The organism is Pannonibacter anstelovis (assembly GCF_036881715.1).
Taxonomy (GTDB): domain Bacteria; phylum Pseudomonadota; class Alphaproteobacteria; order Rhizobiales; family Stappiaceae; genus Pannonibacter; species Pannonibacter anstelovis.
In genome coordinates, this window is sequence record NZ_JBAKBF010000007.1 from 234,796 (window position 1) to 257,321 (window position 22,526).

Genomic DNA, 22,526 nt, shown 5'->3' on the forward strand with positions numbered 1-22,526 from the left:
AGCGGACGTCTGGCAGCACCGCTCGTGCTGCCACTCAGGGCAAACGCTTCACAATGGCATCCGTTCCCGGATCACCGTCAGTTTCAAGATATAAGTAAGATCTTGCCGAAAACAGGACCGTAAAGGGGGCTGGAACCTAAAATTTTCGTAATGCTTCGAGAAGCGTGGCGAAATCCTCGGGCATCCCGCTTTCAAAATACAGCGTTTCGCCATTCACCGGATGCTCGAAAGCAAGGACGCCAGCATGCAGCGCCTGCCGGGGAAACTCAACGACGGCACTGCGCAAGGGCTCGGGAAGCGGGTTTGCCTTGGTCTTGAAACCGGCGCCGTAAACCTGATCGCCAATGAGCGGCAGGCCGATATGGGCCATGTGCACACGGATCTGGTGTGTGCGGCCCGTTTCCAGCCGGCATTCCATCAGCGAGGCCAGCGGCGGCTGATCCACCGGGCCGAAACGCTCGATCACCTGCCAGTGGGTGATGGCCTCACGGCCACCCTTGCGCACCACGGTCATCTTCTGCCGGTTGCTTTCCGAACGGGCCAGATTGGCCTCGATGGTTCCGCGCAGGGCACCCGGACCGCCCCAGACCAGTGCCAGATAGGCCCGCTCCAGCGGGCCGGTGCGGCCATGGTCTGCAAATTGCTCCGACAGGCCCTGATGGGCAATGTCGGTCTTGGCAACGACCAGAAGCCCCGACGTGTCCTTGTCGAGGCGGTGGACGATGCCGGGGCGCTTGACGCCGCCGATGCCGGACAGGCTGTCACCGCAATGGGCAATCAGCGCGTTGACCAGCGTCCCGGTCCAGTTTCCGGCCCCCGGATGCACCACAAGCCCGGCCGGCTTGTCGATGACGATGAGGGCATCATCCTCATAGACGATGTCGAGGGGGATGTCCTCGCCCTGCGGCTCGGGATCCTCCGGTTCGGGCATGGTCAGGCTGAGATGGTCGCCCTCATGCACCTTGTGCTTGGGCTCTTCGACGGTCTTGCCGTTGACCTGCACCTCGCCGCCCTTGATAAGGGCCTGCACCCGGTTGCGGCTGAGGCCCTCCAGCTTCGCGGCAATCACGGCATCGAGGCGCTTGCCTGCGTCTTCTTCAGAAGCGATAAAGCCGGATGCCCCATCCAGCCCCTGCGGCGCCTGAGGAGAAGTATCGTTCATGACCAATTCCGCCTTCAAAGACCGGGATGTGGAGACCAGCACACATGAAGAGGAAGCTCCTCTGGACCCCGCCGTGCTGCGGGTTCAGACGCGCCTGCGCCGCCTCATGGCGGGCTCCACGCTGATCATGTTCGCCGGATTTGCCGCTCTCTTCGCAGTAATCGTCTACAAGGTCAATTCCGTGGGCAAGGAAAACAGCGGTGTTGCCCTGCCGGAGACTGTGAAACTGGGGGCCGGGGCCGAGGTGCTGGGTCTTTCGCCGGGGGGGGATGGCAGCCTCATCCTGCTGGTCCAGCAGGAGGGCGCGTCCCAGCTGGTGCATCTGGATGCCTCATCCGGCGAAATCCTGGGCCGCACGAAGCTGCTGGCGGAGTGAGCATTCCGGCTCTGAAGCCGGGGAAGGTGTTTTCCCCGGCGTATCAGAACTTTGCTCTTGCATGGCTTTGCTGTTGAGCCTATATGAGCGGCCTCGCAGCAAGATTGCTGCTGGCGCTCCCATCGTCTAGCGGTCAGGACGCCGCCCTCTCACGGCGGAAACAGGGGTTCGATTCCCCTTGGGAGTACCAAACTCTTCCCTCACATGACGGATCAGAGCACACACAGCGCTGTGTGGCGGTTGTCGTGGCCTATGCCGTGGTTCATCTGGGGGGATGTGAGCTTCCAGCCTGAAAACAGCAAGATAGATCAATGGCTGGGGCGCTGTGCCTTGCCTGGAGCCTGGAGGCAAACCTCAGGCAACGACCTTTTTCTGCGGATCCGTCTGCGCAGATTGAGGTGTTGCAGCCACGGTTGCAGGGGGCTGGGCAGCTTGTGCTGCCTGTTGCTGGCTGGCTGCGGCGGCGCTGGCGCGCACGATCTTGCTGGCAAGCTGTGCGGGGCTGAGCTGTGTTGGCTGTGCCGGCTTTGCGGTGGCCTTCTTGCGCGCTTTGGCTGGCTGGGCAGCGGCTGCGGCCGGTGCCGGGCGTGATGCAGGGGCACTGCTGCCCGTCATGGCATTGGTTATGGATTTGAGCTCGCTGCGAAGATCCTGGACCGTCGTGCTGGACGCCAGTTCGCTGCGCAGGCGCAGGTTCTCGCTGCGCACGCGGGTGAGGGCCCGCTCCTGTGCTGCCGTGCGGGCCGCCAGCTTGGCCTTCTCTGCCTCGGCTGCCTGAAGCTCCGTGTCGAGGCGTGTCATCAGCGTCTCGGGCTTTGCACCGGCCATGTCCAGATGCAGGCTCAGGCGCGCAATGTCGGCCTGGGCCGCAATCAGATCAGCCTCCCTGTCGAGCAGGCGGGCCTCCAGCTGGGCAATTGTCTTGCGCAATGCGCTGCTATCGGCCTCCGGCTCCATCTGACTGGCGAGCGCACCGCCCCGGTAGGCTTCCAGCTGGCGCTTCATCGTGGCGATCTGCGCTTCCAGCGAGGTGATGTTGGCAAGCGCTGCCGTATCCACCGTGCCGGCCAGTTCGGGCGCCTCGGCCTCGAAGGTCTTTTCCAGAAGAGCAGAGTAGCGTGCCCCCAGCTCGGACAGGGCATCCTTCAGGCGGGCGGAATCGCGGCGTTCGGCCTCAAGCTGCTCCTCAAGCGCCTTGTCCTGGCGCAGCTGTTCGTGACGCTCGCGCTCCAGCGCAAGCTGTGCGGGCAGGGCGCGCCCTGCCTCGGCACGAAGCCGGGTGCTCTCTTCCTTGAGCCTTGAAAGTTCCCGCTCCAGGCGGCGCAGTTCTACGGCATGTTCGGCGCGTAGCGTGTCACGCGCGGCCATGATCTCGCGGTAGCTGGTCGGTGTGGTCGCCAGCACTGCCTCGCGTGTCAGGCGCACGGCGCGCTTCCATACGGCAGACAAGACAGCAAGGCCCAGCAGGCTGGCTGCCAGGAACCCCAGGAGTCCATACATTGCCGCTTCGATCACACGCCGTCTCGCTGGTTTTGAAGTCTGTGCTGCCGCCAGTCGCCTTCATCAATACCGCAGCAGAAAGGGCAGGCCAAGAGGCCCGCCCTGAAAAGCTGCCGTTCAGATAATTTCCGCAGATCAGAAGGGATTCCAGGTGGGCCGCTGGGTGAACTTGAGGTAGCCCATGTTGACGCCGAGCCGGGCACCGACGCCGGCCCGCACGGGCACCACATAGGTGTTATTGTAGGCAAGCACCGTCATGCCAAAACCGCCGATGAGGTAGGCAGAGCCATTGACGCCGACATAGCGGTGGTAGATGTCCTCGACCACCGGCAGATTGTAGATCAGCATCATGACGCGCGCGCCGTCGCCGCCAAAGTCCCAGCCGATTGAAGGACCCTGCCAGAAGATCTTGTGATTTCCGGCGTTGCGGGTGTAGAGGTCGCCCTCTCCATAACGGGCCCCCGCGACGATCGCGCCAGACCCTTCTTCTCCCAGAATATAGCCGTTCGGCTCACCATACTGGCTGATTGCTTTTTCGATGACCGAGGCAAGACCGCCGGAGACTTCCCCAAAGAAGCGATGGCCAGCGTCCAGAATTTCCTGCTGGTTATAGCTGCCGCCCGGAGGGGAGCTTTGTGCCAGGACAGTCCCTGAACGGCCCATGAGGGCAGCACTCGCGACGGAGCCGAGCATGAGGCCCATCAAGCCGCGCCGGGTGAGCGGACGGCCTTCGCTGGAGCTTGTTCCGGAAGCCTTGTTGTCTGCCATCTTGGTGTTTCTCCAAACTGAAATTCACAGCCATGCGGCTGAAGCCATTCTCTCTTCAAAACCTGACCTGACGCTTGCGCCGCACGGCGCGGGTGCGTGGGAGAGCGCAAGCGCCATAGTGGACAAACGCATATTCACCTTTGCAGTTCCAGGTTCATTGTCCGTGCCACCCCTCACTGATTTCGCTTTGCTTCATTCCCGGCGTGTCCCGGTTGGAACGGAACAGGCATTTCGTAGTATGAAGGCGAAGCGCTCGAATCATGGCAGCAGGAGCCGAATCAATGTCAGGATTTACCTTGAATCTGACAAGGTTATGGCTTCCGGCCAAGCAATTCGCCGCGGCAGCTGTTTTCTTTGCCTTTACTGCCTGCGGAGTGTCTGCCCGTCCTGAGTTCTATCTGGCCGACCCCGTCACGGCATATGCCATCGGCGGCTATGATCCCGTTGCTTTCTTTGTCGATGGCCATCCACGGCTCGGCGACCGGAAGATCGAACTGTCCTGGCGCGGCGTGCGGTGGCTGTTCGTCAACGAGGGCAACAAGGCCGCCTTTGAGCGTGATCCGGAGGTCTATGCCCCGCAGTTTGGCGGCTGCGGCGCCTATGCCCTGGTCGAAGGCTATGCGACGGCAGGCAATCCGGCGCTTTTTGTGGTGCTTGAGAAACGGCTTTACTTCTTTCATACCGCCGTGAACCGCTACCTGTTTCTGACCTCCCGGGACAGCTCGGTCGAGATGGCTGCGGCAAATGCCCTTAAAACTGGCTGTCTGCCGCCCTGAAAGGGCTTCATTCCCTTGGCAGGGCCTGTCTGCCTGTGTAACGCTTTGGTACATTTTCTCGAATCATGTCTGCAGCTGGCCAGATCTGGAGCTTTGTCCGTCCATGTCCGAAATGAAAGATCTCACCTCCCTCGACCTCTCCGCCCTGGTGTCCAGCCGTATCTGCCATGACATCATCTCGCCAGTGGGTGCGATCATCAACGGACTCGAGGTACTGGACGAGGACGGCTCCGGCGACATGCGCGAGTTCGCCATGGAGCTGATCCGCAAGTCCGCACGCCAGGCCTCTGCCAAGCTGCAGTTTGCCCGCCTTGCCTTCGGCGCTGCCGGTTCTGCCGGGGCTGAAATCGATCTGGGTGATGCCCAGTCCGTTGCCATGGCGCTCATGGAGAACGAGAAATCAAATCTCAACTGGCAGGTTGACCGGCAGCTGATGCCGAAGAACTTGGTTAAGCTTTTGCTAAACTTGCTTCTGATTACCAATCAGTGCGTGCCGCGCGGGGGCGAGATCACCGTCTCGATGACCGGCCAGCCTGCCAGCCCGTCCTTTGAGTTGACTGCAAAGGGCGTGAATCCGAGGATTCCGCTGGGGATGCAGGCCACCTTGTCGGGTGAAGAGCCAGAGCGCGTCGACGCGCATTCCGTGCAGCCAATTTACACTGTTCTGCTGGCCCGCGAATGCGGCATGAAGATTGATATTGTCAAAGACGACGATGGCGTAAGGCTTACCGCAACTCAGGCATAGAAATCACCGAAAAGAAGCTGAATCCGCTTCAGTCTATCTTAACTGTTTAGGGCCAACCTCACGACATGGACATCCCGGTCCAGCCGTTCCTTCGGGGGCGCGGAACCAGTAACTAGTCGGGTGAGTGCAGGCCATGGACGACCTCCTCAGGGAATTTCTGACCGAGACCAGTGAGAGTCTCGATGTTGTGGACGTTGAGCTCGTCAAGTTCGAGCAAGAGCCAAACAACGCGACCATCCTGGATAACATCTTCCGGCTGGTTCACACCATCAAGGGTACTTGCGGCTTCCTTGGATTGCCGCGCCTTGAAGGCATTGCCCATGCTGCTGAAACACTCATGGGCAAATTCCGTGACGGCGTTCCGGTAACACCTGAAGCGGTGTCGCTCATTCTCAGCTCGATTGACCGGATCAAGGAGATCCTGGCCGATCTGGAGGCTGCTGAGGGCGAAGAGCCGCAGGGTGATGACAGCGACCTGATCTCCGAACTGGAGCGCATGTCGATGAGCGCGCAGACACCTGCCGCTGCAGCTCCTGCGCCGGAACCGGAGCCTGCTGCCGAAGACATGCCGCTGCAGATTCTTGAGCGGCCCCTGCGCCCCGGCGAAGTGTCGCTTGACGAACTGGAGCGCGCTTTCCGCGAGACCGAGATTGAGGTCGAGGTTGCTGCCTCCGAACCTGAGCCGGCACCTGCACCGAAGGCTGCTGCCGCTCCGGCCGCTGCGGAAGCCAAGCCTGCCAAGGCCCCGCGTGCGCCGGCCGTCCGTGACGAGGACGGTGAAGATAAGGCCGACAAGAAGACCGCTGCCGGTGGTGGTGTCTCCAACCAGTCGATCCGCGTGGCGGTTGAAACGCTCGAACATCTGATGACGATGGTGTCCGAGCTGGTGCTGACCCGCAACCAGCTTCTGGAAATCGTTCGCCGTCATGAGGACAGCGAGTTCAAGGTGCCGCTGCAGCGTCTGTCCAATGTGACGGCCGAGCTGCAGGAAGGCGTCATGAAGACCCGCATGCAGCCGATTGGCAACGCCTGGCAGAAGCTGCCGCGCATCGTGCGCGACCTGAGCCAGGAACTGGAAAAGCCGATCGAACTGGAAATGATCGGCGCCGAGACGGAACTCGACCGTCAGGTCCTTGAGATGATCAAGGATCCGCTGACACACATGGTCCGCAACTCTGCCGACCATGGTCTCGAAATGCCTGCGGCCCGCCGTGCGGCCGGAAAGCCGGAAAAGGGTGTCATCACCCTCTCCGCTTACCATGAGGGCGGCCACATCATCATCGAGGTCAAGGACGACGGCAAGGGCCTCGACGTCGACAAGATCAAGGCCAAGGCAGTCGAGCGCGGTCTGGCGACCGAAGCTGAACTCGACAAGATGACCGATGCGCAGATTCATCGCTTCATCTTTGCCGCCGGCTTCTCCACTGCTGCTGCTGTTACCAGCGTCTCCGGCCGCGGTGTGGGCATGGACGTGGTGCGCAACAACATCGAGCTGATCGGTGGTACGGTTGACCTTCGCTCCACGCCGGGCAAGGGCTCCAGCTTCATCATCAAGATCCCGCTGACGCTCGCCATCGTCTCGACACTGATCGTTGAGGCCAGCGGTGACCGCTTCGCGATCCCGCAGCTCTCCGTGGTCGAACTGGTCCGCGTGCAGACCAACTCCGAACACCGCATCGAGCGCATCAAGGACACGCCGGTTCTGCGCCTGCGCAACAAGCTTCTGCCGCTGCTGCATCTGTCGCAGCTGCTGGGCATCTACGAGGGCGAAAACGCAGAGAAGGCAATCGACGAGGACAACGGCTTCATCGTTGTCATGCAGGTCGGCAGCCAGACCTTCGGCGTCGTGGTGGATGGTGTCTTCCACACCGAGGAAATCGTGGTCAAGCCCATGTCCTCGATGCTGCGCAACCTCAACATGTTCTCCGGCAACACCATTCTGGGTGACGGCTCGGTGATCATGATCATCGATCCGAACGGTATCGCTTCTGCGATGGCCAGCCACGCTTCCAGTGCGGTTGCCGAGCAGAACGAAGAGAACGAAGAGGCTCGCAACCGCGTGGGCGAAGGCCAGAAGCCGATCTCGCTGCTGCTGTTCCGTGCAGGGGCTCCCGAGCCGAAGGCCGTGCCGCTGTCGCTGGTCACGCGTCTGGAAGAGTTCGAGGTCTCGAAGATCGAGCGCTCCAACGGCCGCGATCTGGTGCAGTACCGCGGCGCCCTTATGCCGCTCGTCTATGTCAACGAAGGCGACCACCACAAGACGGAAGGCACCCAGCCGATGCTGGTGTTCTCCGACAGCGGCCGCTCCATGGGCCTCGTCGTTGACGAGATCGTGGACATCGTTGAAGACCGCCTGAATATCGAGGTTGGTTCGGAGCGTCCGGGCATCCTGGGTTCGGCTGTCATCAAGGACCGTGCGACCGAAATCCTCGACCTTGGCTTCTACCTGCCTCAGGCTTTCGAGGACTGGTTCATGCGCAAGGAGATGGATATCCGTTCGCTGACCAAGAAGATCCTCTTCGTCGACGACTCGGCCTTCTTCCGCAACATGCTGACGCCCGTTCTCAAGGCCGCCGGCTATGACGTTACCACCTGCACCGGTCCGGACGAAGCGTTCGAACTGCTGGAGAGCGGCGTCGAGTTCCAGGCCATCGTCAGCGACATCGAGATGCCGCGCGTCAATGGCTTCGAGTTCTGCGAAGCCCTGCGCCGTGATCCGCGCTACCGCAAGATCCCGATCCTGGCCCTTTCGGCCATGGTTACGCCGGCATCCATCGAGCGCGGCCGTCAGGCAGGCTTTGATGACTACGTTGCAAAGTTCGACCGTCCGGGCCTGATCGCGGCCCTCAAGGATGTGTTCTCTGGTGAAATGGGAGTGGCCGCATGAGTGCCATTGATCACAATCTTGCCGGTTCCGGCAGCGACATGATCCAGTATGTCACCGTGGTGATCGGTGGCCAGCTGTTCGGGCTGCCGATTTCCCAGGTGCACGACGTGTTCGTGCCGGAGAGCGTCACCCGCGTGCCGCTGTCCGCTCCGGAAGTAGCCGGTGTGCTGAACCTGCGCGGCCGTATCGTGACCGCCATCGACATGCGCCGCCGCCTGCATCTGCCGCCCCGCCAGGACGGCCAGATGATGGCTGTTGGCATCGAGTACAAGCATGAATCCTACGGTCTTGTGATCGATACTGTCGGCGAAGTTCTGACCCTGTCTGCCAAGACGGCTGAGCCGAACCCGCAGAACCTCGACAAGCGCTGGTCGGAGATCTCCGGTGGTGTGCACCGCCTGGATGGTCAGCTGATGGTGATCCTTGATGTAGAGCGCCTGCTCGGGGCGATGATGAATGAGCCCATGGCCGCTTGAGGCCATGGATGCTCAGAACCCGGGTACTATGGAGAACAGGCAGATGAAACAGTGTCTTGTAGTGGATGATTCCAGCGTGATCCGAAAGGTTGCACGCCGGATTCTTGAGGACCTCCATTTCGAGATCACGGAAGCCGAGGACGGGCAGCAGGCGCTCGACGCCTGCCGCAACCAGATGCCTGATGCCATCCTGCTCGACTGGAACATGCCGGTGATGGATGGCCTCGAGTTTCTGACCAGCCTCCGCCGCGAACCCGGCGGCGACAAGCCCATTGTGGTCTTCTGCACGACGGAAAACGATGTAGCGCACATTGCCCGTGCCATCCGAGCCGGTGCCAACGAATACATCATGAAACCCTTCGACCGGGAAATCGTCGAGGCGAAGTTCCAGGAAGTCGGCTTGATCTAACCCTTTTTCAGGGCAGCCAGGATGGCATTTGCACAGACAAATCTTACCACGGGATCGACACCCAACACCGACCCCATCCGTGTGATGGTGGTTGATGATGCGGTCGTGATCCGTGGACTTCTCGGCCGTTGGCTGGATGCAGACCCGGCGCTTGCCGTCGTTGCATCCCACCGCAACGGCAAGCTGGCTGTTGATGATATTCTGCGCAGCAACCCGGACGTTGTTGTGCTCGATATTGAAATGCCGGAAATGGACGGTCTGACGGCGCTGCCGCTCATGCTGGCCAAGAAACGTGATCTCATCGTGGTCATGGCTTCAACGCTGACGCGCCGCAATGCTGAGATCTCGCTCAAGGCGCTGTCTCTGGGGGCCGCTGACTATGTCCCCAAACCGGAAAGCACCTCGGAGCTGACCACTTCGGTCGATTTCCGGCGTGAGCTCCTCGAAAAGGTCAAGGCGCTTGGAGAGCGTGCCCGCCGTATCAACAGCCGCGCCCGCGTCATGCGTGCAGAGACCGCAGCTGGACGTACGGCTTCACAGGCGCCCGTCGGCTCCCTGGCAACCCGCCCGGCATTGGCAACCCGTGCCGAAGCGCCGAAGCAGGGCCTGCAGACCAAGCCCTATTCGTCGGCACGTCCGCGGATTCTGGCGATTGGCAGCTCGACCGGCGGTCCGCAGGCGCTGCAGCAGGTCATGCGCGATATCGGCCCGGTGATTGGCGACATTCCGGTCGTTGTCACACAGCACATGCCGCCCACTTTCACCGCGATCCTGGCCGAACATATCGGCAAGGCCGCGATGCGCCCCTCCAAGGAAGGGCAAACGGGAGACGTGCTGCAGCCGGGACACATCTACGTGGCGCCAGGCGGCAAGCACATGATCCTGGAAAAGGACGGCGGTGCGGTCAAGATCCGCTTGACGGACGATCCTCCGGTAAACTTCTGCAAACCTGCCGTCGATCCGATGTTTGACAGCGTTGCCAAGGCCTATGGCTCTGCAACACTGGCGCTCATCCTGACGGGCATGGGCTCGGACGGCGCGAATGGTGTGAAGACCATTTCGGCTGGCGGAGGCAGCATTATCACCCAGGACGAGGCTTCCAGCGTTGTCTGGGGCATGCCTGGTGCAGCTGCCAATACGGGCCTGTGCAGCGACATTCTGCCGCTCATGGAAATTGGACCCAAAATTGTGCGCGTGTTGAAGGGGACTATCCGATGACACCGGCCGAATATGAATTTCTCAAACGCTTCCTGAAGGAGCGGTCCGGTCTGGTCTTGTCTGACGACAAGCAGTATCTGGTCGAGAGCCGCTTGGTGCCGGTGGCGCGCAAGAATGGCATTGACGGCCTGTCCGCGCTCGTGGGCTCGCTGCAGCGCGGCGGCAACGCCATGCTGGCCAATGCGGTGGTGGAAGCGATGACGACCAACGAGTCGTTCTTCTTCCGCGACAAGACGCCGTTCGATCATTTCACCAACATCATGCTGCCGGCAATGCTGCAAAGCCGCGCCAGCAGCCGCAACGTGCGCATCTGGTGTGCGGCGGCCTCCACCGGCCAGGAGCCCTATTCTCTGGGCATCTGCCTGAAGGAAAATGCGGCCAAGGTTGCCGGCTGGCGCTTCCGGATCCTTGGCACCGATTTGTCCTCGGAAGTGCTGGAGAAGGCCAAGACCGGCATCTACAGCCAGTTCGAAGTGCAGCGCGGCCTGCCGATCCAGATGCTGCTGAAGTATTTCTCGCAGCAGGGTGATCTGTGGCAGATCAACCCGGACCTGCGCGCCATGATCGAGTGGCGCAAGCTGAACCTTTTGGAGAACTTCAGCCACCTGGGCGAGTTCGATATCGTGTTCTGCCGCAACGTGCTGATCTATTTCGACCAGCAGACCAAGGTGGATATCCTTCACCGCATCGCCAAGATGATGCCGGATGACGGATACCTGGTGCTCGGCGCAGCTGAAACCGTGGTGGGCCTGACCGATGCCTTCCAGCCCGTGCCTGGCCAGCGTGGCCTGTATCAGCTCAAGCAGGCGGCGGCAAAGCCCGTGTCCCGCTTTGCCGCCGCTGGTGCAACGTCTGCCTTTGGCCTGAAGTAAGCTGCCCTGATATCTCTTGTGCTGATGGCCGCCCAACCAGGGCGGCCATTTGCATTTCGTCTTCACGATCGTGTCAGATCACGTGCTTCTGCTTGATCTCAACCTGCCGTGCTCCACCTTCGATCCCGATGCCTGAGGCATTCTGCCTCAGTTCATGAGTGACTGATCATGTGGAGAACCGGGATGATGGATCAGCCAGTTTCATTCAACCGCCGCCATATTCTGGCCGGAGGGGCCGCAGGTCTGACGGCTGCAGGGGCATCAGGCCTTGGCCTGGGCCTTGCACCGCTTCAGGCACAGGCGGCAGCACCAATGCAGACGGAGGCGCTTCTGTCCGTCTCCCGCTTTAAGGTGGGCGCCTTCGAGGTGACGGCCCTTCTGGACGGGGCTGCGGTGAGCGAGGAGCCGCAAAAGACCTTCGGCATGAATGTGCCCGCCGAAGAATTCAACGCGGTGTCCGAGGCCAATTTCCTGCCCGTGGACAAGTTCCGCAATTCCTTCACGCCTGTGCTCGTGAATACCGGTGACAAGCTGGTTCTGTTCGATACAGGCGTGGGCGAGGGCGGCCGCCCGGGCCGGGGCAACATGCGTGCCGCATTGCAGGCCGCAGGTTATACGCCGGAGCAGGTGGATATCGTGGTGCTGACCCACATGCATCCGGACCATATCGGCGGCATGCTGGAGGGGGGCAATCCCGCTTTCCCGAATGCGGTCTATGTCACGGGTCAAGCAGAGTTTGATTTCTGGGCTGGGCAGGACCCGGCCAGCAATGGCGTTGCCAAGCTGATGGAAACCCACGTCAAGCCTTTCGCCGAGAAGATGACCTTCATCGGGGACGGCGGTTCCGTTGTCTCCGGCATCACCGGCATGGCCGCCGCGGGGCACACGCCGGGCCACATGATCTACAATCTGGAATCGGAAGGCCGGCGCCTCGTGCTGACCGCAGACATGACCAATCATTTTGTCTGGTCGCTGGCCCATCCGGACTGGGAAGTGCGCTTCGACATGGACAAGGCCGCAGCAGCGGAAACGCGCCGCAAGATGCTGGGTATGATTGCGGCCGACCGTGTGGCCTTCGCCGGCTATCACATGCCGTTCCCGGCCGTTGGATTTGTCGAGGCCAATGACGATGGCTTCCGGTACGTTCCGGCCGCCTATCAGCTGAATCTCTAAGCGAAGCGCGGCGTATGTCTGCTAGCCCGCGTCCGGGAAGCCGGGCGCGGGCTTTTGCAAATTGCAAGCCTGCGGATCATAAAGAAAAACCCCCGGCCTTGCGGACGGAGGTTCTCCTGAAGCGTATGAAGCGGGGTGGCTGTCTCAGGCAGCCACTTCCATGTCGGGTTCACGCAGCACATAGCCACGGCCCCAGACTGTTTCGATGTAGTTCTTGCCGGAGGTGGCCGACGCAAGCTTCTTGCGCAGCTTGCAGATGAACACGTCGATGATCTTCAGTTCCGGCTCGTCCATGCCGCCATAGAGGTGGTTCAGGAACATTTCCTTGGTCAGGGTCGTGCCCTTGCGCAGGGACAGGAGTTCCAGCATCTGGTACTCCTTGCCGGTCAGGTGGACGCGCTGGCCAGCGACTTCCACCGTCTTGGTGTCGAGGTTGACGCGCAGGTCGCCGGTAACGATCACGGACTGTGCGTGACCCTTCGAACGGCGGACAATGGCGTGGATACGGGCAACCAGCTCATCCTTGTGGAACGGCTTGGTCATGTAGTCGTCTGCGCCGAAGCCGAGGCCGCGCACCTTGTCCTCGATACCGGCAAGACCGGAGAGGATCAGGATCGGCGTCTTGACCTTGGAAACGCGCAGTGTCCGCAGGACTTCGTAACCTGACATGTCCGGCAGGTTAAGATCCAGCATAATGATGTCGTAGTCGTACAGCTTGCCGAGGTCGATGCCTTCCTCGCCAAGATCTGTCGTGTAGACGTTGAAATTCTCGGACTTCAGCATCAATTCGATGCTCTGCGCAGTGGCGCTATCGTCCTCAATCAACAATACACGCATGTCAATCCCCTTGTGCTGCCTATTCTGGGCAAATCGCAACAGTTCAGCCGGTGCATGCGCTACGTAGGACTGATGTCAACCCCGACTCACTTCGTGAATTATGGTTAACAAATTCTGATTCCCCGCAGCAAGCACCAATAGTCCGAAACTGTGAAAAAACGCCCAGTCATGTGAGAGCCCGGGCACCCGGGGCTTTCATATGCGTTAACGTTTTACATCAGGGAACCAGGCTAGCTGATTCCAATCAGACTCGTTTGACCTTACCATCACGCCCTGAAATGGCTTTCGCCTCTCAACGCTTCGTTCATTAACATTAAGCAGAGATGTAAACGTTCGGTTACCAGCGGCCCAAGGATCGAGAGGAAGTTTGGTGTGAAGGCACTTTTTGCAGAGATCGAATCGTTGATGCCCGCTCAGATATGGGGCCGGGTTGTGGCGGTGCAGGGTCTCCTTGTCGAAATTGCCGGTCCCATCCACGAGATGAGCGTTGGCGCACGGCTTGCGATCGACATCGGCGATGGCATTCCACCAGTCTTTGCAGAGGTCGTGGGTTTCCGCTCCGGTCACGCGCTGTGCATGCCGTTTTCGGGCCTCGAAGGTGTGCGCATGGGATGCCGCGCTCTTGTCGCCTCACGTGACAGCGTCGTGCATCCGGCGGCCAGCTGGCTTGGCCGGGTCATCAATGCAATGGGCGAGCCGATTGATGGCAAGGGGCCGCTTCAGGGTGGCGATGCGGCGAAACGTCTGCGCACTGCGCCACCCCCGGCGGCGGACCGGGCCCGCGTCGGCCCGCCGCTGGATCTGGGGGTGAGAGCGCTCAACACCTTTGTCACCTGCTGTGAGGGCCAGCGTATCGGCATCTTTGCCGGTTCCGGTGTGGGCAAGTCGGTGCTGATGTCGATGCTGGCCCGCAACACGGATTGCGATGTGTCGGTCATCGGCCTCATCGGCGAGCGCGGGCGCGAGGTGCAGGAGTTCATCGAGGATGATCTGGGCGAGGAGGGTCTTGCCCGTTCTGTTGTTGTCGTCGCCACGTCGGATGAGAGCGTGCTGATGCGCCGTCAGGCCGCCTATCTGGCCATGACGGTTGCGGAGTATTTCCGCGATGAAGGCAAAAAGGTGCTGTGCATGATGGATTCGATCACCCGCTTTGCCATGGCACAGCGTGAGATCGGCCTGTCCATCGGGGAGCCGCCGACGTCCAAGGGGTATACTCCGACTGTTTTCACCGAGTTGCCGCGCCTGCTGGAACGTGCCGGTCCCGGCAAGGTCGGAAGCGGTTCGATCACTGGTCTCTTCACCGTGCTTGTGGAAGGCGACAACCACAATGAGCCCGTGGCCGATGCGGTGCGCGGCATTCTGGATGGACACGTGGTGATGGAACGCTCGATTGCCGAAAGAGGGCGGTATCCGGCGATCAATGTGCTAAAGTCCGTTTCACGAACCATGCCGCGCTGCGTTCCGCAGGATTATCTCCCGGTTCTGCGCAAGGCCAAGGCGCTGATGGCGACTTTTGCGGACATGGAAGAACTTATTCGCCTTGGTGCCTACCGGCGCGGGTCGGACCCGTTGGTGGACGAGGCGATTTCACGTCATGATGCGCTTGAGACATTTCTGACACAGGGCAAGGGCGAGGCGACACCTCTGGATGACGGATACATGCAGCTCGCCAACCTTTTGGAAATGACTCCGGGTTAGAGTGCGCCTTGTAAGGGGAGTACCGAGTAATGAAGTCCCGAGAAAGCCTCATTCGTCTGAAGCGGTTCCAGGTGGACGAAAAGCGCCGCCAGGTGACCCAGATTGAGTCGATGATCGCCGAATTCCACCGCATGGCGGATGAACTCGACGATCAGATCCGGACCGAGCAGGAGCGTGTCGGCATCACGGACGTCACGCATTTTGCCTATCCGACTTTTGCAAAGGCCGCAGCAACGCGGCGCGACAATCTGCGCAACTCTGCGCATGAGCTGGACGACCAGCTTGAAAAGGCCCGTGACGAGCTGAGCGAAGCGATTGAAGAGCTGAAGAAATTCGAACAGCTTGAAGAACGCGACCATCAGCGGGAGCGGGAAGCGCAGGAACAGGCAGAGCAGGATCAGCTGGACGAAGTCGCAGGACGCGTACGCGCCCGTTGATCGGAATTCTCACAACGGACACGGGGCTCGCATGGATGTGCGGGCCTCGTGCCGTTTCAGGAGGCGGCTTCCCGGCTGGTCCCTGTCATGATGGGGATCCGGACAAGGGCCGGCGGGGGCGGTGCGCTGCAAAGTCGCTGCGCATCCGTTTGCGTTCCAGCTCGCTCTCGGCTTCGCATACAAAGCGCTCGATGAGAGCTTCGGCCTGCTCCGGCGGGATCTGCATGTGTTTGCTGCGTGCACGGACCAGCTGAGCGAAGCTCGGGAGAGAGAGGCCGGCGAGCCGGGCAAAGCTGAGCAGCCTGTCCCCCTCGATGCTGAAGACGGCGGAGCGCACATGCGCCTTGTGGGTGTTGCAGGCCAGGGCAATGAGATCAGCCGCATTGGTCAGCCGGCCATCTTCGAGCATGAGCTGAATGACATCGTCCAGCATGGCTGAGCCGAGGGTGATGGCTCGCCAGAGCCGGCCGGTGTTGGATGTGTCTAGAAGCGTTCCCAGCTTGCGCCGGATCTTGCGCCGGCGGGCGATGCCCTCCAGGTCCTCGGCCGTCAGCCTGCCAGCCGCCAGTTCCTTGAGACGCTCCTGGGTTTCCGTGCCGACGAATGGCATGAGGCCCTGGCAGATTCGGGGTGTCAGATCGGCGCGCAAGGTCATCTCTTCCCGCAGGACAACATCGTCCTGGGCAGCACGGGCAAGGGTTGCCAGTGCCCCTTCCGAGAGCCTGATACGCCGGTTGCCCGCCAGACGGCGCCAGACACGCACCTGACCACGTCTGATCAATGTGTCCGACACATCGGCCGGCAGATCGTTGCGGCGGGTCATGCACTCGAGATGATCTTCTCCAAGATCCTCCGCAAGGGCGGCCAGTTCCTGCGGGCCAAGGGCAGGAGATTGCTCCAGAACCGGACGGGCGACCAGGATCTCGTCCTGAGCCAGCCGGACTGCAAGGCCAGTGGGCGTTCCTGCAAAAGATGCAATTTTTTCTGCAAGCCGCACCCGCTCGTCCAGCGGGCTGCCATCAAGCAGCCGCTGAATCACCTGATCGAACAGCTGCAGTTCCTCGACGGAGTTTTGCTCTGCACGAAGCAGGAAAATATCTGCCAGCCTCTGCATCAGCTCGCTTCGAGCATCTGGAGCAGGGTTCATGGCTAGACTGATCAGCTCTTGGGCCATGATTTTTCCGTCTGTATCCGCCGGGCAATCTAGTGTTCTTACTGTTAGCAAAGGGTTATCAGCCTGCGTTGAAGCCTGTCATCTTTACGGATAGCTGGACTGTTTCAATTTGGGCTGCCGGGGCGCGCCACCTCCCTCGCCGCCATCGAAAAGCTTCCTCAGCCACCCTCTGGTGCCCTGTCAGTCTGGATATTGCCGTATTGTTTGCTATGACTTACCGCATGAATTCCACGATTGCCCGATTCACTGCTTCGCTCGGCCGCCTTTGCGGTCCCTTGTTGGCTGTTCTGTTGACCGCTGGCGCCTTTGCGCCCGTCGCAGCACAAAATGGTGCTCCGCTGAGTGTACCTGCAGCTCAGCAGGATCAACCTCCGTTGCAATCCCGGCCAGCTTCCGCGGCTCCGGAGCCAGCGCGAACTCCAGCCAGCACTTCTGCGCAGTCCAGCCAGGCTTCCGCGCCACAGGATCCGTCCCAAGGGGGGCAGCAGGCGGGCGCTGCAGCCGCCACAACGGCAGCCGGTGAACAGCACTCCATGGCTGAGGCCCGCGATGCACTGGTCAAGGTCCTGCAGGATCCTGCTGGCCGCGCGGCGCTGATCGGGCTTCTGGAAGGGTTGGGACAGGCGGAACAGGCCGGTGGCGCTGCTTCTGGTGCCACAGATGGTGCCGCATCAGTTGCAGCACCTGCGGAAGCCATGCAGCAGGATGACACCTTTGCGGTTCGGGTGGGCGCCTACACCAAATATGTGATCGACGACTTCATAAAAGTTGCCGAGCGTATGACGATCTCGCTGCGCGGCTTTCAGTTGCTCGCGACGGGGGAGGTGACGGTCAAGTGGGACCGGATTCGCCATACCGCCCTTGAATTGCTTGTTGTTTTTGCTTGTGCTTTCGCCGTCTACTGGCTGCTGCGCCAGATAGGACGCCCGGCTGCTGACAGGCTTGAGAAGCGTGCAGGGCAGCACGGCTGGCTCTGGCGTGCAGGGCTGCTGCTGTTTCTCGCATTTGCAGATGTGGTGGCACTTCTGCTGGGAGCGGTGGCCGGTTATGCAGCGGCTCTGATCCGTTTCGGGCCGTTGCAGAGCGGGCTTTCCCTGTTTGAGACGCTGGCGCTCAACGCCTTTGTGGTCACCGGGCTTGCCCGCCTTGCGGTGCGTATCACCTTCTCGCCGGCGCGCGAAAAACTGCGGCGGCTGCCTGTGTCGAACACGCATGCGCGTTACTGGTCGAGCCGCCTTGGCTTCGTTGTGTCCTTCCTTGGCTATGGCGTGATGCTGGCGGTGCCGGTGGCGAACCTGACGATTTCGATCGCAGTGGGCAATGCCTTGCGGGTGCTTGTCGTGCTGCTGGCAACGGTGATTGCGGCCGTCATCGTGCTGATCAACCGCAATGATGTCAAAACCTCCATGGCCGCATACGCTCATTCGCTGGATGGAGAAATCGGGCGCCGTGCCTTGCTGGCACTCTCGCGTGTCTGGGCGCCGCTGGCTCTGCTTTATATCCTCGTGGTGTTCGGCATCTGGATCACCAGGCCCTTCGAGGCGACCCGCGTGGTGGTGACAGGTACAGGCCTGACCCTGCTGACGGTACTCGGTGCCATGCTTCTGTCGCTGATGATGACAAGGGCCATTTCCGGCGGCATCCGCCTGCCGCAGGACCTGAAGGAGACACTGCCCGAGCTGGAGGGCCGGGTGAACCGGTTCATTCCTCACGTGCTGCAGGTGCTGCGGGTGCTGGTCGGCCTTCTGGCCGCTGCGATCCTGCTTCAGGTCTGGTCAGTTCTGGATGTGACCGGCTGGCTCTTCGAGGGGGCCGGTGGCGGGGTGATCGGACGTTTTACCTCTGCCCTGGTGATTGTGCTCATCTGCTTTGGCATTTGGCTTGCGGTCATGTCCTGGACGGATCTGCGCCTGAAAGGCCGCGCCGATTCCATCATCTCGGCACGTGAACGCACCTTGTTTCAGCTGTTCCGCAACGCTTTCACGGTTATCGTGATCGTCATGGCGGGCATGCTGGCTCTTTCGGAGCTTGGCGTGGATATCGGCCCGCTCATCGCCGGTGCAGGTGTGCTCGGCCTTGCCGTGTCCTTTGGCGCGCAGACGCTGGTGAAGGACATCATCACCGGCGCCTTCATCCAGATCGAGAATGCGATCAATGAGGGTGATGTCGTGACAGTTGCCGGCATTACGGGTTCGGTAGAGCGGCTGACTGTGCGCTCCGTGCGCATGCGCGATGTCAATGGCACCACACACATCATCCCGTTCTCGTCCGTGGACATGGTGTCGAACTTCATGCGCGATTTCTCCTTCCACGTGGCGGAGATCGGTGTTGCCTACGACACAGACATTGCCACGGCGAAGGAGGCCATGAAGGTGGCTTTCGACCGGCTGAAGGGACTGCCGGAAGGTGGCAGTATCATCGGCGACCTCGACATGCAGGGCGTTATAGCCTTTGGCGATTCCGCAATCACCTTACGCGCCCGCATCAAGACCTTCCCGGGCGCCCAGTGGGCTACGGGACGCGCCTATAACGAGCAGCTCAAGATCGCTTTCGATGAATACGGCATCGAGATTCCGTTCCCGCAGGTGACTTACCACGTGGCCCCGGGATCGCTGCCTGCGCCTCAGCAGGACGTGGCTTCCGTCCCGCCGCGCGAGGACGGGCAACCGGCTGCCGGCAGGGAGACGTCCTGACCGTATTCCACGGCCGGCTGGGGACAGCCTGCCGTGGCCAACCGCGTCAGAAGCGGCTCACCCATTGGGTCATTGTCATTTTTCCCGATAAATCTGCAGGCGTCCTTGGCTGGCGCCAGATAATATCATTCGCCCACCCTTCCGGTGAGTCTGCAGCTGAATTGATTGACTTGGCTTACAGCTGCGCATTCAGGAAGTTTCTTTCCTTGAGTATGTTTTTTGATCAAATGGTCAAGATATTCCTTCTGCGGTTACCCGTCTGCGCTAGACGTTAGATTTATATGACTATTCTACAGCGTGTGGATGCGCGTGTTTTTTCGGAAATTTTCTTTTTCGGTTCTTCATGTCTTGTGGCTTGATTTGAGGAGGGTGGTCGTATTTTGCCTGAAGTTCCAAGTATTGAGCTGCACATGTTAAGCGCGTGAACAATTTTGGAAAAAATCTTCCGTTATTGTGGTGAAGAAGAAATTTTTTGGCGGTTGATTTCAGGCGAAAAAGCGGCCTTATTTCGCTCAAGGCCGTGTTCCAGCCCGCCAAACGTTAACGGCGGGGTCACGGCCCTTTCATCAAAGGGGAGAACAGTTTGATGATGATGCGTAAAACCCTCAAGGCTGCGCTTCTGGGTGCAACCCTCATTGGCGTGGCGGCAACCGGCGCGCAGGCAAAGACGCTGGTCTATTGCTCCGAGGGCTCTCCGGAAGGCTTCGATCCGGCACTCTACACGTCCGGCACCACGTTCGATGCGTCTTCCCAGGCCGTCTACAACGGCCTCGTGCAGTTCAAGCCGGGCACCACGGAAGTCGTTCCGGGTCTCGCCGAAAGCTGGACCGTTTCCGATGACGGGCTGGAGTACACCTTCAACCTGCGCAAGGGTGTGAAGTTCCACACCACCAGCTATTTCACGCCGACGCGCGATTTCAACGCCGACGACGTCCTGTTCTCCTTCAACCGTCAGGGCCAGAAGGACAATCCCTGGAACCAGTACACCGCTGGCGCTTCCTGGGAGTATTATGACGGCATGTCCATGCCGGACCTGATCAAGGAAATCGTCAAGGTTGACGACTATACTGTAAAGTTCGTGCTGAACCGTCCGGAAGCGCCGATGCTGGCGAATCTGGCCATGGATTTCGCCTCGATCCTGTCCGCCGAATATGCCGATCAGCTTGATAAGGCCGGCACCAAGGATCTGCTGAACCAGCAGCCGGTCGGCACGGGCCCGTTCGCCTTCGTGGCCTACCAGAAAGACGCGGTCATCCGCTATCAGGCTTTCGCTGACTACTGGGACGGCAAGCAGAAGATCGACAACCTCGTCTTCGCCATCACGCCGGACGCAGCCGTTCGCCTGCAGAAGCTGAAGGCTGGCGAGTGCCATATCATGCCGTATCCGGCACCGGCTGATCTGGAGGCCATCAAGGCTGACGACAGCCTGCAGATGATGGAGCAGCCGGGTCTGAACGTGGGCTATCTGGCCTACAACACCCAGCAGGCACCGTTCGACAAGCCGGAAGTGCGCAAGGCACTGAACATGGCGATCAACAAGGACGCGATCATGTACGGCGTGTTCCAAGGTTCTGGCGAAAAGGCCATCAACCCGATCCCGCCGACCATGTGGTCCTATAACACCGCCATCAAGGACGATCCGTACGATCCGGAAGCGGCCAAGAAGATGCTTGAGGCCGCTGGCGTCAAGGATCTGAGCATGAAGATCTGGGCGATGCCGGTGCAGCGTCCGTACAATCCGAATGCCCGCCGCATGGCCGAGCTGATCCAGGCCGACTTCGACAAGATCGGTGTCAAGGTCGAGATCGTCTCCTACGAATGGGCCGAGTACCTGAAGCGCTCGAGCGACACCAAGCGTGATGGTGCCGTGCTCTTGGGCTGGACCGGCGACAACGGTGACCCGGACAACTTCCTGGCCGTTCTGCTGGGGTGCGATGCTGTGGGCGGTGCAAACCGTGCCCAGTGGTGCAACAAGGACTTCGATGCCCTCATTCAGAAGGCAAAGACGGTCTCCACCAAGGAGGAGCGCACCAAGCTCTATGAAGAGGCTCAGGTCGTCTTCAAGGAGCAGGCTCCGTGGGCAACCATCGCGCACTCCGTGGTGTTCATGCCAATGTCGAAGAAGGTCTCCGGCTATGTCATGAACCCGCTCGGCAAGCACTCCTTCGAAGGCGTCGACATCGCTGAGTAACAAGTAACACTCGCAGGGCAGCGGAGCTTTTGGGCGCCGCTGCCCTTTGCTGTTCCCGGGTGGCGGCGCGCTGGCTCAGCCACGCGTGCCGCTGCCCCTCATCCGGAACCGGACCATGATACGATTTCTTCTGAGCCGTCTCGGCCTGCTCATTCCGACTTTTCTCGGTGTGACGCTGATCTCCTTCGGCTTCATCCGCCTGCTCCCGGGAGATCCGGTTGAGCTCCTGGCGGGGGAGCGCGGCATTGATCCCGAGCGCAAGGCCATGCTTTTCCAGCAGCTGGGCTTCGACAAGCCGCTGTGGGAGCAATATCTCGATTTTCTCGTCAAGATCTTCCAGGGTGATCTGGGCGTCTCCTTCGCTTCAAAGAAGCCGGTGCTTGACGAGTTTCTCCAGCTGTTTCCGGCGACAATGGAACTGGCCCTGTGCGCCATTCTCATCGCTGTGCTGCTGGGAATTCCGCTTGGCATCCTGGCGGCCGTCAAGCGTGGCACGGTGGCCGATCAGGCCATCATGGGCACCGCGCTTGTCGGCTATTCCATGCCGATCTTCTGGTGGGGGCTGCTGCTGATCATCCTGTTCTCGGGGATCCTGCAGTGGACACCGGTTTCGGGCCGCATCTCGCTGATGTACTTCTTCCCGCAGGTCACCGGCTTCATGCTGATCGACAGTCTTCTGTCGGGCGAGAAGGGGGCCTTCATGTCCGCCGTCAGCCACCTGATCCTGCCCTCGGTGGTGCTGGCGACGATCCCGCTTGCCGTCATTGCGCGCCAGACCCGTTCTGCCATGCTGGAAGTGCTGGGCGAGGACTACGTGCGCACGGCCCGTGCCAAGGGGCTGCCGCCCTTGCGGGTTGTTGGCTTGCATGCCTTGCGCAATGCGCTGATCCCGGTGATTACCACCATCGGCCTGCAGATCGGCGTGATGCTGGCAGGCGCGATCCTGACCGAAACGATCTTCTCCTGGCCGGGCATTGGCAAGTGGCTGGTCGACAGCATCCTGCGGCGCGATTATTTCGCCGTGCAGGGCGGCTTGTTGCTGGTTGCCGGCATCATCATGCTGGTGAACCTGATCGTCGACGTGCTTTACGGGCTCATCAACCCGCGTATCCGGCACCACTGAGCGCGGAGGAC

At 60.7% G+C, this 22,526-nt stretch carries 19 protein-coding genes and 1 tRNA gene; 15 read left to right on the top strand and 5 right to left on the bottom strand.

The genetic code is table 11. From position 1 onward, the window contains the following. Nucleotides 1–136: 136 nt before the first annotated feature. Complete coding sequence (locus V6L75_RS13055; RefSeq protein ID WP_334251936.1) at nt 137–1,162, bottom strand: RluA family pseudouridine synthase; 1,026 nt, start codon at nt 1,160–1,162, stop codon at nt 137–139. Between V6L75_RS13055 and V6L75_RS13060 the strand changes: the two genes are divergently transcribed. Next, nucleotides 1,161–1,538, top strand: coding sequence for a DUF6476 family protein (locus V6L75_RS13060; protein ID WP_334251938.1), 378 nt, complete (start codon nt 1,161–1,163; stop codon nt 1,536–1,538). The two genes, V6L75_RS13055 and V6L75_RS13060, sit on opposite strands and share 2 nt — an antisense overlap. Nucleotides 1,539–1,653: 115 nt before the next feature. Beyond that, nucleotides 1,654–1,728, top strand: a tRNA-Glu gene (locus V6L75_RS13065). Between the two features lie 164 nt (nt 1,729–1,892). Here V6L75_RS13065 and V6L75_RS13070 read toward each other — a convergent pair. Next, nucleotides 1,893–3,038, bottom strand: a complete 1,146-nt coding sequence (locus V6L75_RS13070; protein WP_334251939.1) for a coiled-coil domain-containing protein — start codon at nt 3,036–3,038, stop codon at nt 1,893–1,895. Nucleotides 3,039–3,173: 135 nt separating this feature from the next. Then, complete coding sequence (locus V6L75_RS13075; RefSeq protein ID WP_334251940.1) at nt 3,174–3,806, bottom strand: DUF1134 domain-containing protein; 633 nt, start codon at nt 3,804–3,806, stop codon at nt 3,174–3,176. 374 nt (nt 3,807–4,180) lie between these two features. Here V6L75_RS13075 and V6L75_RS13080 point away from each other — a divergent pair, with 374 nt between their 5' ends. From V6L75_RS13080 to V6L75_RS13115, 8 genes are all read left to right on the top strand, one after another. Then, complete coding sequence (locus tag V6L75_RS13080) at nt 4,181–4,582, top strand: YHS domain-containing (seleno)protein (RefSeq protein WP_334251941.1); 402 nt, start codon at nt 4,181–4,183, stop codon at nt 4,580–4,582. 103 nt (nt 4,583–4,685) lie between these two features. Next, nucleotides 4,686–5,327, top strand: coding sequence for a histidine phosphotransferase ChpT (gene chpT / locus V6L75_RS13085; RefSeq protein WP_334251942.1), 642 nt, complete (start codon nt 4,686–4,688; stop codon nt 5,325–5,327). A 133-nt stretch (nt 5,328–5,460) separates the two neighbouring features. Continuing rightward, a complete protein-coding gene (locus V6L75_RS13090; RefSeq protein ID WP_334251943.1) occupies nt 5,461–8,214 on the top strand; it encodes a hybrid sensor histidine kinase/response regulator in 2,754 nt (917 codons plus the stop codon). Continuing rightward, nucleotides 8,211–8,690 carry a chemotaxis protein CheW gene (locus tag V6L75_RS13095; protein ID WP_019965073.1) on the top strand — a complete coding sequence of 160 codons (480 nt, stop codon included), beginning with the start codon at nt 8,211–8,213 and terminating at the stop codon, nt 8,688–8,690. Before V6L75_RS13090 ends, V6L75_RS13095 begins: the two co-directional genes overlap by 4 nt. A 43-nt stretch (nt 8,691–8,733) precedes the next feature. Further along, entirely contained in the window at nt 8,734–9,099 is a 366-nt protein-coding gene (locus V6L75_RS13100; RefSeq protein WP_334251944.1) for a response regulator, read from the top strand. A gap of 21 nt (nt 9,100–9,120) precedes the next feature. Beyond that, a complete protein-coding gene (locus V6L75_RS13105) occupies nt 9,121–10,317 on the top strand; it encodes a protein-glutamate methylesterase/protein-glutamine glutaminase (RefSeq protein ID WP_334251946.1) in 1,197 nt (398 codons plus the stop codon). Next, nucleotides 10,314–11,189 carry a CheR family methyltransferase gene (locus V6L75_RS13110; RefSeq protein ID WP_055456376.1) on the top strand — a complete coding sequence of 292 codons (876 nt, stop codon included), beginning with the start codon at nt 10,314–10,316 and terminating at the stop codon, nt 11,187–11,189. The genes V6L75_RS13105 and V6L75_RS13110 overlap by 4 nt, the downstream gene beginning before the upstream one ends. A gap of 186 nt (nt 11,190–11,375) precedes the next feature. Continuing rightward, nucleotides 11,376–12,362, top strand: coding sequence for an MBL fold metallo-hydrolase (locus V6L75_RS13115; RefSeq protein ID WP_425498733.1), 987 nt, complete (start codon nt 11,376–11,378; stop codon nt 12,360–12,362). A 144-nt stretch (nt 12,363–12,506) separates the two neighbouring features. Here V6L75_RS13115 and ctrA read toward each other — a convergent pair whose 3' ends face one another. Continuing rightward, nucleotides 12,507–13,199 (bottom strand): response regulator transcription factor CtrA, encoded by a 693-nt coding sequence (ctrA, locus tag V6L75_RS13120; protein WP_019965068.1) that lies wholly within the window; start codon nt 13,197–13,199, stop codon nt 12,507–12,509. 372 nt (nt 13,200–13,571) lie between these two features. Here ctrA and fliI point away from each other — a divergent pair, with 372 nt between their 5' ends. Next, the gene (fliI, locus tag V6L75_RS13125; protein ID WP_055456374.1) at nt 13,572–14,897 is read left to right on the top strand and encodes a flagellar protein export ATPase FliI; all 1,326 of its coding nucleotides are present in this window, start codon (nt 13,572–13,574) and stop codon (nt 14,895–14,897) included. A 29-nt stretch (nt 14,898–14,926) separates the two neighbouring features. Continuing rightward, a complete protein-coding gene (fliJ, locus tag V6L75_RS13130; RefSeq protein ID WP_019965066.1) occupies nt 14,927–15,334 on the top strand; it encodes a flagellar export protein FliJ in 408 nt (135 codons plus the stop codon). A gap of 85 nt (nt 15,335–15,419) precedes the next feature. Here the strand turns inward: fliJ and V6L75_RS13135 are convergent, their stop codons facing one another. Continuing rightward, nucleotides 15,420–16,508 (bottom strand): DUF2336 domain-containing protein, encoded by a 1,089-nt coding sequence (locus V6L75_RS13135; RefSeq protein WP_334251949.1) that lies wholly within the window; start codon nt 16,506–16,508, stop codon nt 15,420–15,422. A 533-nt stretch (nt 16,509–17,041) separates the two neighbouring features. Here V6L75_RS13135 and V6L75_RS13140 point away from each other — a divergent pair. The 3 genes from V6L75_RS13140 to V6L75_RS13150 all read left to right on the top strand — a co-directional run bounded on the left by V6L75_RS13140 (nt 17,042) and on the right by V6L75_RS13150 (nt 22,515). Then, entirely contained in the window at nt 17,042–19,201 is a 2,160-nt protein-coding gene (locus V6L75_RS13140) for a mechanosensitive ion channel domain-containing protein (protein WP_334251950.1), read from the top strand. Between the two features lie 586 nt (nt 19,202–19,787). Continuing rightward, nucleotides 19,788–21,392 carry an ABC transporter substrate-binding protein gene (locus tag V6L75_RS13145; RefSeq protein WP_334251951.1) on the top strand — a complete coding sequence of 535 codons (1,605 nt, stop codon included), beginning with the start codon at nt 19,788–19,790 and terminating at the stop codon, nt 21,390–21,392. A 115-nt stretch (nt 21,393–21,507) separates the two neighbouring features. Beyond that, nucleotides 21,508–22,515, top strand: a complete 1,008-nt coding sequence (locus tag V6L75_RS13150; RefSeq protein ID WP_334251952.1) for an ABC transporter permease subunit — start codon at nt 21,508–21,510, stop codon at nt 22,513–22,515. Nucleotides 22,516–22,526: the final 11 nt, after the last annotated feature.

What these genes read in the sequence shown, in the direction of transcription:
- V6L75_RS13135 (WP_334251949.1), bottom strand. Translation starts at nt 16,508, where the DNA reads ATGGCCCAAGAGCTGATCAGTCTAGCCATGAACCCTGCTCCAGATGCT.
- V6L75_RS13145 (WP_334251951.1), top strand. Translation starts at nt 19,788, where the DNA reads ATGATGATGCGTAAAACCCTCAAGGCTGCGCTTCTGGGTGCAACCCTC.
- V6L75_RS13100 (WP_334251944.1), top strand. Translation starts at nt 8,734, where the DNA reads ATGAAACAGTGTCTTGTAGTGGATGATTCCAGCGTGATCCGAAAGGTT.
- V6L75_RS13110 (WP_055456376.1), top strand. Translation starts at nt 10,314, where the DNA reads ATGACACCGGCCGAATATGAATTTCTCAAACGCTTCCTGAAGGAGCGG.
- fliJ (WP_019965066.1), top strand. Translation starts at nt 14,927, where the DNA reads ATGAAGTCCCGAGAAAGCCTCATTCGTCTGAAGCGGTTCCAGGTGGAC.
- V6L75_RS13105 (WP_334251946.1), top strand. Translation starts at nt 9,121, where the DNA reads ATGGCATTTGCACAGACAAATCTTACCACGGGATCGACACCCAACACC.
- V6L75_RS13090 (WP_334251943.1), top strand. Translation starts at nt 5,461, where the DNA reads ATGGACGACCTCCTCAGGGAATTTCTGACCGAGACCAGTGAGAGTCTC.
- V6L75_RS13055 (WP_334251936.1), bottom strand. Translation starts at nt 1,162, where the DNA reads ATGAACGATACTTCTCCTCAGGCGCCGCAGGGGCTGGATGGGGCATCC.
- V6L75_RS13150 (WP_334251952.1), top strand. Translation starts at nt 21,508, where the DNA reads ATGATACGATTTCTTCTGAGCCGTCTCGGCCTGCTCATTCCGACTTTT.
- V6L75_RS13070 (WP_334251939.1), bottom strand. Translation starts at nt 3,038, where the DNA reads ATGTATGGACTCCTGGGGTTCCTGGCAGCCAGCCTGCTGGGCCTTGCT.
- V6L75_RS13140 (WP_334251950.1), top strand. Translation starts at nt 17,042, where the DNA reads ATGGCTGAGGCCCGCGATGCACTGGTCAAGGTCCTGCAGGATCCTGCT.
- V6L75_RS13060 (WP_334251938.1), top strand. Translation starts at nt 1,161, where the DNA reads ATGACCAATTCCGCCTTCAAAGACCGGGATGTGGAGACCAGCACACAT.
- V6L75_RS13115 (WP_425498733.1), top strand. Translation starts at nt 11,376, where the DNA reads ATGGATCAGCCAGTTTCATTCAACCGCCGCCATATTCTGGCCGGAGGG.
- V6L75_RS13075 (WP_334251940.1), bottom strand. Translation starts at nt 3,806, where the DNA reads ATGGCAGACAACAAGGCTTCCGGAACAAGCTCCAGCGAAGGCCGTCCG.
- ctrA (WP_019965068.1), bottom strand. Translation starts at nt 13,199, where the DNA reads ATGCGTGTATTGTTGATTGAGGACGATAGCGCCACTGCGCAGAGCATC.
- V6L75_RS13095 (WP_019965073.1), top strand. Translation starts at nt 8,211, where the DNA reads ATGAGTGCCATTGATCACAATCTTGCCGGTTCCGGCAGCGACATGATC.
- chpT (WP_334251942.1), top strand. Translation starts at nt 4,686, where the DNA reads ATGTCCGAAATGAAAGATCTCACCTCCCTCGACCTCTCCGCCCTGGTG.